The organism is Oceanobacillus sojae (assembly GCF_007991515.1).
Classification (GTDB): domain Bacteria; phylum Bacillota; class Bacilli; order Bacillales; family Amphibacillaceae; genus Oceanobacillus; species Oceanobacillus sojae.
Window position 1 is genome coordinate 61,343 of record NZ_BJYM01000011.1, and the last position, 15,123, is coordinate 76,465.

Annotated in this window: 12 protein-coding genes and 1 other annotated feature; of the genes, 7 read left to right on the forward strand and 5 right to left on the reverse strand. The window is 37.3% G+C overall.

Annotation, left to right across the window (positions count from 1 at the left end; genetic code table 11):
* The first annotated feature begins 135 nt into the window (after window positions 1–135).
* The 5 genes from murC (at window position 136) to ccpA (ending at window position 6,039) form a co-directional block, all read left to right on the forward strand.
* Window positions 136–1,431, forward strand: a complete 1,296-nt coding sequence (murC, locus tag OSO01_RS13415) for a UDP-N-acetylmuramate--L-alanine ligase (protein ID WP_147210956.1) — start codon at window positions 136–138, stop codon at window positions 1,429–1,431.
* 516 nt (window positions 1,432–1,947) lie between these two features.
* Window positions 1,948–2,361, forward strand: a complete 414-nt coding sequence (locus OSO01_RS13420; RefSeq protein ID WP_147210957.1) for a DUF948 domain-containing protein — start codon at window positions 1,948–1,950, stop codon at window positions 2,359–2,361.
* Window positions 2,362–2,380: 19 nt separating this feature from the next.
* A complete protein-coding gene (locus tag OSO01_RS13425) occupies window positions 2,381–2,977 on the forward strand; it encodes a YtxH domain-containing protein (protein WP_147210958.1) in 597 nt (198 codons plus the stop codon).
* Between the two features lie 296 nt (window positions 2,978–3,273).
* Window positions 3,274–4,350, forward strand: a complete 1,077-nt coding sequence (locus OSO01_RS13430) for a bifunctional 3-deoxy-7-phosphoheptulonate synthase/chorismate mutase (protein WP_147210959.1) — start codon at window positions 3,274–3,276, stop codon at window positions 4,348–4,350.
* Window positions 4,351–5,043: 693 nt separating this feature from the next.
* On the forward strand, window positions 5,044–6,039 hold the full coding sequence (ccpA, locus tag OSO01_RS13435; RefSeq protein WP_147210960.1) for a catabolite control protein A: 996 nt from the start codon (window positions 5,044–5,046) through the stop codon (window positions 6,037–6,039).
* A gap of 105 nt (window positions 6,040–6,144) precedes the next feature.
* Here the strand turns inward: ccpA and OSO01_RS13440 are convergent, their stop codons facing one another.
* The 4 genes from OSO01_RS13440 to OSO01_RS13455 all read right to left on the reverse strand — a co-directional run bounded on the left by OSO01_RS13440 (window position 6,145) and on the right by OSO01_RS13455 (window position 11,272).
* Window positions 6,145–7,299: an acetoin utilization protein AcuC gene (locus OSO01_RS13440; RefSeq protein WP_147210961.1), complete on the reverse strand. Its 1,155-nt coding sequence runs from the start codon at window positions 7,297–7,299 to the stop codon at window positions 6,145–6,147.
* Window positions 7,296–7,943, reverse strand: coding sequence for an acetoin utilization AcuB family protein (locus tag OSO01_RS13445; protein WP_147210962.1), 648 nt, complete (start codon window positions 7,941–7,943; stop codon window positions 7,296–7,298). Before OSO01_RS13445 ends, OSO01_RS13440 begins: the two co-directional genes overlap by 4 nt.
* 29 nt (window positions 7,944–7,972) lie before the next feature.
* A complete protein-coding gene (locus tag OSO01_RS13450; protein ID WP_147210963.1) occupies window positions 7,973–8,605 on the reverse strand; it encodes a GNAT family N-acetyltransferase in 633 nt (210 codons plus the stop codon).
* A gap of 168 nt (window positions 8,606–8,773) precedes the next feature.
* The gene (locus OSO01_RS13455) at window positions 8,774–11,272 is read right to left on the reverse strand and encodes a transglycosylase domain-containing protein (RefSeq protein ID WP_147210964.1); all 2,499 of its coding nucleotides are present in this window, start codon (window positions 11,270–11,272) and stop codon (window positions 8,774–8,776) included.
* Window positions 11,273–11,396: 124 nt separating this feature from the next.
* Window positions 11,397–11,619: a binding site (T-box leader), on the forward strand.
* 168 nt (window positions 11,620–11,787) lie between these two features.
* Here OSO01_RS13455 and tyrS point away from each other — a divergent pair.
* Window positions 11,788–13,065, forward strand: coding sequence for a tyrosine--tRNA ligase (tyrS, locus tag OSO01_RS13460; protein WP_147210965.1), 1,278 nt, complete (start codon window positions 11,788–11,790; stop codon window positions 13,063–13,065).
* Window positions 13,066–13,164: 99 nt separating this feature from the next.
* Here tyrS and OSO01_RS13465 read toward each other — a convergent pair whose 3' ends face one another.
* On the reverse strand, window positions 13,165–14,022 hold the full coding sequence (locus OSO01_RS13465; RefSeq protein ID WP_147211077.1) for a DegV family protein: 858 nt from the start codon (window positions 14,020–14,022) through the stop codon (window positions 13,165–13,167).
* 256 nt (window positions 14,023–14,278) lie between these two features.
* Here OSO01_RS13465 and OSO01_RS13470 point away from each other — a divergent pair, with 256 nt between their 5' ends.
* A complete protein-coding gene (locus OSO01_RS13470) occupies window positions 14,279–15,121 on the forward strand; it encodes a YitT family protein (protein WP_077600913.1) in 843 nt (280 codons plus the stop codon).
* Window positions 15,122–15,123 lie beyond the last annotated feature (2 nt).

Here is a 15,123-nt window from a genome sequence, read left to right on the forward strand (position 1 = left end):
TTTAAAATAAGTAATTTATTTGTTATAATCCATTGAATGGGATAGCGGTTACCCACACCATGGAAAAAAATGCTAATAATTATAGACAAAATGACATGAAAATGAATAGATGAAAAAACGTTGGAGGTTCGTTTTATGACAACTTACCATTTTATAGGTATAAAAGGTACAGGGATGAGCGCATTAGCGCAAATCCTTCATGATTCAGGTGAGAAGGTACAAGGATCAGATATTGATAATCGTATCTTTACACAGGTCTCTTTAGAAGAAAAAAATATCCCTATCTTTTCTTTCTCAAAGGATAATATTAAATCAGATTACACAATTATTGCTGGAAATGCTTTTCCGGAGGATCATGTTGAAATTAAAGAAGCAAAAGAGCAAGGCTGCAAATTTTATTGGTATCATGAATTTTTAGGAGAATGGTTAAAACAATACACAAGTATTGCTGTTACGGGTGCACATGGGAAAACAACAACTACAGGTTTACTATCGCATGTTTTAGAGAGTGCTTATCCTATTTCTTATTTAATTGGAGATGGGACAGGACGTGGACATGTTGATAGTAAATATTTTGCCTTTGAAGCATGTGAATACCGCAGACACTTTTTAAGATATGAGCCGGATTATGCGATTATGACAAATATTGATTTTGATCATCCAGACTATTTTACAAGCTTAGATGATGTTGTAGATGCTTTCCAATCAATGGCTGACCGCGTGAAAAAAGGAATTGTTGCCTGTGGTGATGATGAAGAGCTGCAGGGTATACACACAAAAGTACCAATTATTTATTATGGATTTAATGAAACAAATGATTTCCAGGCAAAAAATGTTGTAGAGACAGAGCATGGTACGGAATTTGATGTGTTTGTTCGAAGCACCTACTATGAACATTTCTTTATTCCTACATTTGGTAACCATACTGTTTTAAATTCACTTGCAGTCATAGCAATATGCCATTATGAAGGCTTGCCGGTAGAATGTATGAAAGAAATAAGTACATTTAAAGGGGTAAAGCGCCGTTTTACGGAGAAGGAAATTGGTTCTCAGGTTGTAGTGGATGATTATGCGCATCATCCTAAAGAGATTGCGGTAACAATTGAAACAGCGCGGAAAAAATATCCCCAAAAGCAAGTGGTTGCTATATTCCAGCCGCATACATTTACGCGGACAAAAACATTCCTGCAAGAGTTTGCAGATAGTCTGAATCAGGCGGATAAAGTATATCTATGTGATATTTTTGGATCGGCGCGTGAACAATCCGGTCAATTAACCATTGAAGACTTACAAAATCTTATTCCTGAGAGTGATATTTTAAATTTAGAACATACAGAGGTACTACAAGAATATAAAGACAGCGTGTTAATTTTTATGGGTGCTGGAGATATCCAAAAATTCCAGAAATCCTACGAAAAAACATTTGCATAATAAAAAAGCAGTGAACTCTGAGTTCACTGCTTTTTTATTATGCAAAGTTATTTTATGAGGAGGTAATATCGAGTATATAGTATCTCAATTAGGAAATAGAAATCTGCCTTAAAAGCATATAATATTTATTTAACCTTAGCCAGTAAATAAGGTTGATGTTGTATTTAAACAGAAAAATAAGATACAATAGAAATAAGGATTAAATCTTTTTAAGAGGAAATGTAGTTTATTCTTAGAAAAAGCAGGGTAAGAATAAATTATGGCACAGATTGAACTGGCATGAAATGTGGTTTGGCTGAAGCAGAGCTGCTTCTGAGAAATGATTCTGCATCCATCATGCATACTTTAAAGAGGTAAATAATTGTGCTTTTCCGTAGAACGGGTATAAACAGGGAACGTGTACTGTTTGCTGCATTATATCTGGCTGCTCGGACAACCTTTTTAAGAAGTACATACTTATCCCTTATAAAGCTTTTAATCGGCACAGACGAATAAGGAACAAAGGAGTGATAGTATATGGAAGTTATCCTCTATAGTGCACTGGCGATTGCCATAGTTGCCTTGCTCATTTTAATGGTCTATATGGTCATTTTATTAGTTAACACTAAAAAAACGATGGACGAAGTTCGTAACACCTTAGGTAAGATTAATCATCAAGTGCAGGGAGTTGCCGGAGAAGCAACAGAGGTTGTTGAGAAATCTAAAGGACTTGTAGATGATTTAACTCAAAAATCTTCTCAACTTGATGGTTTAATTCAGGGAGCAAAGGGAATAGGTGATACAGTAGAGGACTTTAATAAGTCATTACAGCAATTATCCAATATTATTTCTAAGCACTCAAAAGAGGATCAGGAAAAAGCTGCTCAGGCAGTTAAATGGGGCGCTTCGATTTTTGAGTATTGGAATAAGCGCAAAACGAATTCTAATTAAATCTCAGGAGGTTATAAAGATGGCAGATAATCAAATTAACACGAAGGATTTTATTATTGGTACACTTGTAGGAAGCTTTGTAGGGGCTGCTACCGCATTATTACTTGCACCGAAATCAGGGAAAGAACTGCGCGGGGATATTAATGATGGAGCAATTCAGGTGAAAAATCGTGCCACTGAATTAGCAGGAACAGCTCAAGAAAAAGGATCAGAATTAAAAGACAAAGCATACTCGGCAACTTCTGATTTAACAAAAAAAGCTGTGGATGTAACTTCAGACTTATCAAAAACAGTTGCGAGTAAATCTCAGGAAATTACAGAAAACGTAAAACAGAAAACAGCTGATTTAAAAGGTGCTGTAGAAGACAAACTAAGTGATGCTCAGGATAAAGCAGAAGATTTAAAAGATACTGCTGGAGACAAGCTGGACGATGCAAAAGATAAAGCATCTGACTTAAAAGAAGAAATATCAGATAAAATAGAAGATGTAAAAAAAGAGGCTGCAGATAAAAAAGCAGAAGCTGAAGAAACAGTTTCTAAAAAAACAGCAGAAGTAAAAAAAGAAACAAAGCAGGCAGCCAATGAAGTGAAAAAAGAAGTAAATAAAAAATCATAATACTTAAAAAAACATTGATGAGGAAAATACTCATCAATGTTTTTTTGAATAAATTTTCCAGGTACAATAGTACAGCTCAATCGTTTCCACAAGGAAAACATACAGTATTTATACCCTTAAAAGCGGAAACGTTCAATATCTTATTTCCAGGCATATCCAGAAAAAGAAGCTTCTTTTTTCCGATTTTCTTTAAGAATTAAAATTTTACATTAATTAAGTGGTGACAAATAGAAAAAACTTAGCTATAATGGTCTCTAATTATTCTAAATGATTAAGAGATTTGAGGAGAGTGTAAAATGAGTAATGAAATGGAGCAGTTAAGACAGCAAATGGACAAGGTTAATCTGGAAATACTAGAATTGATTAACAAGAGAGCAAGTATTAATCAAGAGATTGGTGATTTAAAAACCAAGCAGAGTATTAAACGCTTTGATCCAGTGCGTGAGCGTGAAATGCTAGATAAAATTAAAAATAATAATAGTGGTCCTTTTCAAGATTCGACCCTTGAACATATTTTTAAAGAAATCTTTAAAGCTAGTCTTGAGCTTCAGGAAGAAGATAACAGCAAAGCACTCTTAGTATCCAGAAAAAAACAGGCTGAAAATACAGTGGTTGATCTGAAGGGTGAACAAGTTGGAGCCGGTGGAATCAGTTATGTATTTGGTCCTTGTGCAGTAGAAGGATATGAGCAGGTAGCTGCAGTAGCTGCTTCCGTGAAAGAAAAAGGATTAAAATTGCTTCGTGGCGGAGCGTTTAAACCTAGAACCTCTCCATATGATTTCCAAGGACTTGGAATAGAAGGGTTAGAGATTCTGAAAAAAGTAGCAGATGAGTATGATTTAGCTGTTATTAGTGAAATTGTAAATCCTGCTGATTTAGAAAAAGCAGTAGATTATATTGATGTTGTACAAATTGGGGCAAGAAACATGCAAAACTTTGAATTATTGAAGGCTGCAGGAGATGCTGGCAAGCCTGTACTATTAAAACGCGGATTATCAGCAACAATTCAAGAATTCATCAATGCGGCAGAGTACATCATGTCTAGAGGAAACAGAAATATTATGCTATGTGAACGCGGAATTCGTACATACGAAAAAGCAACACGTAATACATTAGATATTTCTGCGGTACCTATTTTAAAACAAGAAACACATTTACCTGTTTTCGTTGATGTAACCCACTCAACAGGCAGAAGAGATTTATTATTGCCTACAGCAAAAGCAGCGATTGCTGTTGGAGCAGATGGTGTTATGGCCGAGGTTCATCCAGACCCTGCAGTTGCGTTATCTGACTCGGCACAGCAAATGGATATCCCTACTTTTGATCAATTCTTTAAAGAAATTAAAGATGTTGAAAATCGTTTGAAAAAATAATAAAGACTATTATAAAGACTACCTCAAAAATTAATGGTATAATTTTTGAGGTAGTTTTTTTAAAGAGTAAGAAAGTATAAAATGCTGAGGATAGCCGCTCCAACGGTTTTCATGGGGCGAGTAATCTTAAGCCCCATCAAAAAGCGTCGCTAGAATTATCTTCATTTCTTTGAAAGAAAGCAAATGAAACATATTTCTTCAAAGATGGGAGCGGATGTTGTCGACTCCTGCGGGAAAAGCAACAGGTGAAGTCCCCGCGGAAAGTGGTCTTCTTTCGAGGAGGCTGAGGCGTTGCCCGTGGAAAGCGACTTCCCGTAGCGGACATCTCCACGGCAAGAACATCAGTATTTTAAAGACCAAATGATTTTCTTAGTTTTTCTAATGCAAGAAAAGAGTATATCTATAAATAATGTAAAAGGTTTTCAAAGGTACAGGTTTGGATATAATAATAATAAGGTATGTTATACTAAGAGGATATCCAAAGTACCCAAATGATAAGCGGCGAATTTCTACGTTGACGTGACTTTCTTGCTTCTAATTTGGATACTTTTTGGACACTTACTTAAGTGTATTTATGAAAATTTTCATTTTGTTTTCATGAAAACTTTGTAATTTTTTTCATGGTAGCGTATGATATATAATTAGATGCAGCATTAGTTCTTGTTTAAATTGAATTTTAGGAGGTAGATAAATATGACTGTTACAATTTATGATGTAGCAAGAGAGGCAAATGTTTCAATGGCAACTGTATCACGGGTTGTCAATGGAAATCCAAATGTAAAACCAACAACAAGAAAGAAAGTATTAGCAACTATTGAACAATTAGGATATCGTCCCAATGCAGTTGCTCGTGGACTGGCAAGTAAGAAAACAACAACAATCGGTGCTATTATTCCTGATATATCTAATATTTTCTTTTCAGAGCTCGCTCGCGGAATAGAGGATATTGCAACGATGTATAAATATAATATTATTTTAAGCAGCTCTGATCAAAATAAGGACAAGGAAATAGAATTAATCAATACGATGCTCGAAAAACAGGTAGATGGTATTCTATTTATGGGCGGAAATATAACAGAAGAGCATATTCATCAGTTCCAGACAAGCTCTGTTCCGGTTGTACTTGCTTCTACGTATGATCCGACAGATACCATCCCTTCTGTTAATATTGATTATGAGCTGGCTGCATATGAAGCTACTAAATCATTGATTGAGAAAACAAACCAGCTGCCCGCTTTAGTAGGGAGCCAGGCAGATACAAGTGTGAATACGTTAAAAACAAATGGATATTTGCGTGCATTGAAAGAGTCTGGTATGGAGCCAAATGAAGATTACATTTATAAAGGTTCTTATGCTTATTCTACTGGTATAGAAGCAATGGAGCACTTTTTAGAATTAGAGAACCGTCCGGCGTCTGTATTTGTTATGTATGATGAGATTGCTTTAGGCGTTATTCATGGTGCACAGGATAATGGACTGAATGTACCTGAAGATATTGAGGTATTTGGATTTGATAATATCCGCCTGGCAAGTATGGTTCGTCCGAAGCTGACAACAGTTGTTCAGCCAACGTATGATATTGGTGCAGTTGGTATGCGGCTTCTGACAAAGTATATGAATGATGAAGAAGTAGAAGAGAAGAACGTTGTATTGCCGCATCGTATGGAGTTTAGAGATTCTACGAAATAAAGTATTCTTAAAAAGACAAAGCAGTTATGAGATGACATCTGATAATCTGCTTTGTCTTTTTCTATAAGTAATTTATAATGCTTAGCACTATGAATACTTACATGCTTAAATAATAGCAGTATATTTAAGCATGTCTTCCAACAATAATTTATTTTTCTCCGTGATTTCCGCTTTCCTCGGAATATTTGGCTGAATATCTGTACCGTCCTGCCAGCTTGCAGGGAGAATGACAGGAGATTCCTGCTGCCATTTTTTTAGCCATGTTTCAGGTAACGGTCCCTTGCATGGTATACCCGTTTTCATCACATTCCATACCTGTCCCCAGGCACGTGGAACAACACGCCACATATCATAACCGCCGCCGCCGACAGCCAGCCATCTTCCATTGCAATACGTATCAGCGATTTCTGCAGCAATAGCAGGTATCCTTTCAAACGACTTCATAGTTCCACAAAGATGAGTTAAAGGATCAAGACAGTGGCTGTCAGCACCGTTTTGAGTCACAATAATATCCGGCTTGAAGAATGCAGCAATTTTACGTAAAGCAGTTTCATATAATTCTAAGAAAGATCCATCTTCTGTAAATGCATCAATAGGTAAATTAAAGCTGTAGCCATGTCCACTTTTTATTCCTCTTTCACTTACATTGCCTGTACCGGGAAATAGATAGCGTCCCGTTTCATGTATGGAAAAGGTGCATACATTTGGATCATCGTAAAAGCCCGACTGTACGCCGTCCCCATGGTGGGCATCTGTATCTACATAGAGGACTTTTAGATCCTCCTGTTCACGTAAATATTTAATAGCAATCGCACAATCATTATAAATACAGAATCCGGAAGCTTTCCGCTGGAACCCGTGATGCAGTCCGCCGCCAATATTGGCTATTTTTTTATAATCTCCATTTAAGATTTTATCAACAGCTGTGAGAGTACCTCCGACTAATTGGGCGGAAGCCTGATGCATATTTGAAAAAATAGGAGTATCCTCTGTTCCCAAGCCATATTCCTGTGCCCGATCTTCTTTTAAATCCCCGTTGCCGGCTCTTTTCACTGCTTCAATATACGATGCATCATGAAAAAGTGCAATCTCGTCATCCGCAGCAATACGCGGCGTAATTAAATCCTCCGTTATTAATGTGGATTGCTCCTCCAGCAATTCTTTGGTAAGCAGAACCCTTTTATGATTAAATGGATGATCTGCTGAGAATTGATAATTTAAAAAATCTGGAGTATAGATAAAACCAGCCTTTTTTGTCATTTTTTCGGCTCCATAATATTATTTGGCCAGAGCAGTGTATAACCAGCTTCCCGGAGATCATTAATAATTGGCATAGGATTTAATGTTTTGACACGAAAGACAAGTATTTTATAGTCAGGGTCTTTATAAGGATAGAGCAATACAGAAACAATATTTACGTTATGATTTCCGAAAACAGCCGCAACCCTTGGAAGCTCACCAGGTCTATCAGGCACTTTTACTTCAATGAGAGAGCTCTGTTCATGCGTTCCAGTTAACTGAATTAATTTATAAAGCATATCTTTTTCTGTCACAACACCAACAAGCTTATTTCGGCTCACAACCGGCAGACAGGCAATCTCTTTATCATAGAAAATATAAGCAATCTCTTCCACAAAATCCATAGGATGAATGGTGATAACAGGGCTTGTCATGATGGTCTGGATTTCTTTGTTGAGAATGTGGAAGTCACTTGTATCCAAAAAAGTAGATGGACTTGCATCTCTGACATCACGATCAGAAACGATGCCAAGAATCTCCATATTGTCGTCAACGATAGTAATGTGTCTAATTTTATGTTTTTCCAGCAGCTGCAGAGCTTCATTAATCGTTGCTGTTGGTGGAAGCGTTATCATATTTCGGTTCATTAATTCTTCAACCAGCATGGTAAAATCCCCCTTCAGTTATATCTCTTTTAATAATGGTTTACTCCTAAAAAACGCATCTTATCAAATAACTCAATCGATTTCTGTGGAACATTGCTTCCAATTCGGACCATTAAGCAGTTAGCAGGGTGGGAGTTGATCTCAGGCTCGTCAGTAGGGGCAGGAAGCAGGCCGCCAGCAGCCATCATCTTTTCCATCACTTTACGATAATCCCAGATACTTAATTGACTGTAATCAAGGTCCCAATGCCAATAATATTCCGTTGAAATAACAATATAATTTTCCATATATGGATCCTGCATAGATTGACGGAGCAGTGTAGATCCGACACCGCCGCCGCGATATTTACGGATAATTTCAATTGCTCCCAGTTCAATTAAGTCCTCCATTTGAAATTTGGACCATCGTTCTAATGGGTCAGGGTGCAAGTACGTCACATACCCAATAATCGTATCCGTGGTACGGGCGATTAAAATCCGTGCTTCTTTTAATTCTGAAATGTCCAAGAGAGCTTCAAATTGCTTATCAGCAGGACGAAATGCAGTTAATTCCTCATGAAAATGATATTGTTCCAGCTGTGAGCGCGAAACAGGCCCTTCAATTGTTAATACTCCTGCATCTGTTTCTAAAAGGATTGAATCAAATTCCTTTGTATGTTTCATCCATTCACCACCTTTATGAAATACAAAATGCTCTTACCATCTATTATACAGAAAATAGTTACGTTTTTTTAGTATTTTTTGATAATTACAGGAAACGGATGACAAAAAAACTTCAAACTATCAAAGAACCTCTTGATAGTTTGAAGTTTTACTCAAAATATAATTTTTTTAATCATCATCGCTTGAGCCGGATGATGACATACTGGCGGGAATACCTATTTTCAACCATTTATCAGTTTCTGTTCTTGGATAGAGCATTGAAAAGTCGCCCATATCATCGTAGCCTTCTTCTCTCAGCCAGTCAGGGTTAAACATAATTCCATTTCCTTTACTGAATGAGCTTCCGCCATCGTCTGATTTAAGAACCAGCCTGCTGCCTTTTATTAAACTGTTATCTTCTTCCGTAGGTACATAGCGCGAGTCAAATAAATCTGTTTTGACAAGCCCCACCTCTTTACATAAATCAGATGGCAGCTTTCCTGATACTGCACAGTAGCTTCGCTCGACAATGCCGTCCGGCCGCTCAAATCGCTTCTCTGGTGTTACTAAAACCGGATCGACCTTTGCAGAGGCATTAATTAATTCTGTCCACAGCTTCATATTACGCTGACTGTATGAGAGATGATAAGGATGATCAATCGATGCCGGTTTTTCATAGCCAATCCAGGTGCCGAATGTGACGTTTGGATTTGTCGCAACAAACCAGGCGTCATGATAATCGTTAGATGTTCCCGTTTTTCCTGCCCAGTCAACATTTGTATTTTGAAGCTGGGAATTAATATAATTGGCTGTTCCATTATCAATAACATCACGCATCATATCTACAGTCAGATAAGTCGTTTGTGGAGAAAATACTTCCACAGGATCTGTTTCATGCTCATAAAGGACATCGCCCTCAGCGTTAGTAATTTTATCAATCATATAAGCATCTGCAAATTTGCCGTTATTGCCAAATGTAGAAAAGGCATTAACGTTTTCTTCTACCGACATACCATAGTCCATAGCTCCAATAGAGAGAGAAGGAATAGTATGATCACTTTCTGTTAAAGAAGTAACACCCATCTTTTCTAAATATTTAGCAGCAGGATCTTTATCAATGATTTTCAGATACGTATCTACAGCCGGAATATTATATGAATTTGCAAGCGCAGTGCGTGCGGAAACAATTCCATAATTCCCTCCGCCATAGTTTCTTATCGGAGGGCCCCCATTTGGAAATGACTGTGGATAATCTGCAATAGATGTTGCAGGCTGAATAACGCCTTCCTCCATCGCTGGTGCATAGTCAAGTAAAGGTTTAATCGTACTGCCGGGAGATCGTTTAGTATCTGTAGCAAAATTTACCTGATGCTCTTCATCAAAACCGCGGCCGCCGACAAAGGAAAGAATTTTGCCGGTATTATTTTCAACCATGATAGCCCCTGCTTGAATAGGCTGTGTTACTTCGTATTCTTCTCCGTCACTGTTTGTAGCCGTATAGGTTTGGGCATAACCATAGTCTGAATAATTTTTTGCGACATCCTCCATAGCATCATACATTTCTTTATTAATCGTAGTATGGATCTGATAGCCGCCATCGCGTAATTCTTTTTCTGTGCGTTCTGCGTACTCTTTCCTTAAATCATCATCTTCTGCCAAATCTTCCTCTGTAACTCCATCTTCTTTCATCAATAAACCCTGAATAATCTCTTTCGCCCGTTTTTCCACTTCATATGTGACATAAGGATATTGATCTGTGGAAGAAGGGACAGCATCTATAAAATCACCGGCAATATCATAATTTGCAGCTTCTTCCAGTTCTTCATCCGTTATATACTCCATATCATGCATACGGTTTAAAACAGTTTTCATACGTTTAATACCAGGCTGTAAATCTTCCTCTGATTTTAGTTCTCCTTCAGCTGTAAAAGGTGTGTAAGAGGAAGGCCCCTGTGGGAGCCCTGCCAGATAGGCTGCCTGTGGAAGAGTCAGTTCGGAAGCATTAACGCCAAAAATACCCTTGGATGCAGTTTGTATACCTGCAATATTGCGGCCGGATGAATTTCTTCCGTAAGGGATAATATTTAAATAAGCTTCTATGATTTCATCTTTTGTAAAGTAATTTTCCAGCCGCATTGCTAATAATATTTCTTTGGCTTTTCGATCAAATGATACTTCGTCAGTCAGAATTTGATTCTTAATAAGCTGCTGTGTGAGAGTACTTCCTCCTGTCTGTACAGAGGAATTTAGAAATTCCTGCGCCGTTGCTCTTAAGATAGCTTTTGGCACAACACCCTCGTGCTCGTGAAAATACTCATCCTCTGTTGCGATAACAGCATCAACCAATGTAGGAGAGATATTATCGAGCTTTACTTCCTCACGATATAAATCACTTCTGATATCTCCTAAGTAAACATCATTTGCAAAATAAATACTGGACGTCTCAGAATAATTGTAAATATCATCTGCCATAGATGCTTCACTTCTCAATGGTTCATCATGGACCAGTGATGCAAAGTATCCCAGTCCAATTCCACCGACGAAAATTCCTCCGATGACACCAATAATCATGACAAATAATACAATATTCCAAACAACGTCATATGTAATTCTTGATGCCTGCTGGAGAACACCTTTTTTCCACCAGTTCTTTATCGTATTAAAAAAACGTTGCAGGTTTTCTTTCATAATCTACATTAGACCTCCTAATTCTATATTTATTATAACATAGAGAAAATGGAGTTTGGTAGTAGGATGATAAGAAAATAGTTGCACAGAAATGTTATTTGTGCTATGAATAGTATCATATAATTAAAAAGCATTGAAGGATCGGAGTAGTATTGTGAGTCCCTATTTTAGAGAACTGACGGTTGGTGCAAGTCAGCATACATTCACATGCGAATTACAATCTGGAGCTATTCTTCTTATTGACTGTTTGCTCATAAGAAGAACGGTGTAAAACATCGTTAACAAACCTTAAGTGGCTGTAAATTACAGCAACAAGGGTGGTACCGCGAATCCAACTCGTCCCTTTCTTTCATGAGAGGAGACGGGTTTTTTATTTTCTTATCTAAAAAATGGATTTATCGCAGCTGGAGCTGGCTGTAAGACTCTCCTTTAAGAATAGAGAACACTTGAACATTCTAATTATGAGACCAAACAGCAAGAGCTACAGGTGAAACAAAAATCAAGGAGGAAGAATCATGAGCATTTTACAAGACCTAGAAAACAGAGGATTAATTAATCAAGTTACTGATAGAGAAGGTTTAGAAAACCATCTCAAAAATAATCAGGTAACATTATACTGTGGATTTGATCCGACGGCGGACAGTCTGCATATTGGTCATCTGGTTCCTTTAACCATGCTGCGCAGGTTTCAGCGGGCAGGGCATAAGCCTATTGCTTTAGTCGGCGGCGGAACAGGGATGATTGGAGACCCAAGCGGGCGGTCAAGTGAACGAAGCCTAAATACGGAAGAGGTTGTTTTTGGTTTTACGGAAAGTATACAAAATCAAATCGCAAAAATAGTTGATATGGATGATACATCCAATGACAATCAGGTTATTTCCCGTAATAATCATGACTGGTTAGGGAATATGACAATTATTGATTTTCTTCGCGGTGCAGGGAAGCATTTTGGCATCAATTATATGCTGTCAAAGGATTCCGTTTCAGCAAGGCTTGCACAGGGGATTACGTTTACTGAATTCAGTTACATGATTCTGCAGTCTTTAGACTTTTTACGGCTGTACGAAGAAGAAAATTGTACACTGCAAATTGGCGGAAGTGATCAATGGGGTAATATTACTGCCGGACTGGAGCTTATCCGCCGCTCCAGAGAAAATCAAGGTGAAACAGCAGAAGTGTACGGCTTAACAGTACCTCTTATTACGACAGCAGATGGAGTGAAATTTGGGAAAACTGCTGGTAATGCAATATGGTTAGATCCAGAAAAAACATCCCCGTATGAATTTTACCAGTTTTGGATTAATGTAGATGACCGCGATGTTATCCGTTTTATTAAATACTTTACCTTCCTGTCTGATGAAGAAATTGCAGAATTGGAAAAAGAGGTGGAAAGTCAGCCGGAAAAACGCGTTGCCCAACGGCGTCTGGCAGAAGAAATGACTCGCAGCATACATGATGAAGCTGCACTGGTTCAGGCTCAAAAAATTTCTGAAGCATTATTCAGCGGAGATATAAAGCAGTTGAATGTCACAGAAGTAGAACAGGCGTTTAAGGATGTTCCTAATCATGATGTTTTGAAGGAGCCTGTCGGTCTGATTGACTTATTAGTAAATGCTTCTATTTCTTCATCCAAGCGTCAGGCAAGAGAAGATGTGAAAAATGGAGCTATCTATATTAATGGAGACCGTGTACAGGATTTGGATTACATTGTAGATGAGGCGGATCGTTTAGGGGATGCCTTCACAGTAATTCGCCGAGGAAAGAAAAAATACTACTTAATTCGTTTTCAATAAAAAGACTGTTCAAAGAGTAAATGAAAAAATAGATTTGACACTATTTTATCGTCAAATCTATTTTTTATCCATTTATTGTAAAAAAGTAAGAATAGATTATTATTTATTGTAGAAGAATAAGGCCAGAGTTCCTGGACCGGAATGTGCGCCAATCACAGAGCCAACCATTTCTATAATAATATTCTCTTTTTTCACGCCAAATTTATCCTGTATCATTTTTGAAAGCTCCTGTGCACGAGGCAGATCATCACCATGGCTGATACCAATGATTTGGTTTTCTAAATTATTGCCTCGCTTGTCCATTACCTCGATCATTCGCTTAAGTACTTTCTTAGATCCGCGAATTTTTTCTAAAGGAATGAGTTTTCCATCTTCAACATGCAGGAGAGGCTTAATATTTAATAAGCCTCCGACTAAAGCTGCGGTCTTGCTTACACGGCCGCCGCGATATAAATACTCTAAATTATCTACAGTAAATATATGCTCCATTCGTTCAGCATTTTTATCAGTTTGCGCAATAAGCTCATCAAAAGAGATATTCTGCCGGGTCATTTTCGCAGCTTCTAATACTACTAAACCAAGTCCCAGTGAAGCACATTTGGAATCAATAATATGTAGCTGTGCTTCTGGATAGCTCTCTTTGATTTCCTGCTCAACAATCTTTGCGGCTTGATACGTTCCTGATAATTCTGATGAAAAAGCGATATAGAGCAAAGGTTTTTCCGCTTCTGCATAGGAAGTAAAAATATCTTTAAACTGATTGACAGATGCTTGGGATGTTTTTGGAGTCTGGCCTTCCCGCATAGCATCATAGATCGTTTTTGGACTAATATCAATACTGTCCCGATAGTCTTTTTCGTTTAGATGAACAGTTAATGGTATCATTTCAATATTATATTCGTTATAATAATGTTCGGATAAATCGCATGCACTGTCAGCTAGAATGGTGATTGACATTATAATCACATCCATTTCTTTAAAATGTGTGTTCAAAAAGGTTTCGAATTAGAAGCAAGAAGATCAAGGCGACGTGAATTTTACGAACGGAGCGTATGCTTTTAAATACGTGAGTATCGGAAAATTTACGTCAACGCAGAGATTCGCCGCTTATCATTTGGGAACTTTTTGAACATCCTCTTAAAATAAGTATTGTATATCAAGTTTACGTTTAATTGAATGTTTAGTCAAAAAATTTAATAAAGGAGGCTGTTTTGTGTTTTATATTGAAGCAAAAAGGATAAGTATTGTTATAATTGGGGCATTATTAAATGCTATTTCTTTAAACTTTTTCCTTATTGGAGCAAATGTTTATGCCAGTGGATTTACAGGAGCAGCCCAGCTATTATCCAGTATTTTTAATGATTTCTTAGGTATTGGTCTGTCTACAGGTATTTTACTGGCTCTTTTAAATATACCCGTTCTTATTTTAGGCTGGGTAAAGGTTGGAAAAGGATTTACCATTTATAGTGTTATATCTGTTTTTTTCTCAACACTTTTTTTAGAAATTTTGCCGCTGGTTTCAATTTCTAATGATATTATATTAAACGCTGTTTTTGGCGGCGTTATTGCAGGTATTGGTGTTGGTATAACATTAAAAGCCGGAGCTTCTACCGGCGGGATGGACATTGTTGCAATGATTTTATCCCGTCTGAAAGATAAACCGATTGGAACTTATTTTTTGATTATGAATTCCTTGATTATTGTTATAGCAGGTATTATGTACGAGCCTGAAAATGCCTTGTACACGATGCTGACTCTTTATGTAACTACCCGTGTCATTGATACAATCCATACCCGTTATGAGAAGGTTACAGCGATGATTGTTACAAAGAAAACAGATGAGCTTCAAAAAGCTATACACGATAAGATGATAAGAGGTATTACAATTTTACCTGCAAAGGGAGCTTATACAAAAACAGATAAAAGTCTTATGTACCTTGTTATTACAAGATATGAATTGTATGATTTAGAAAGAATAATTAATGAAGTAGACCCGGAGGCATTTACAAACATTGTAGAAACTGCCGGAATTTATGGGTTCTTTAGAAAAGATTAAAA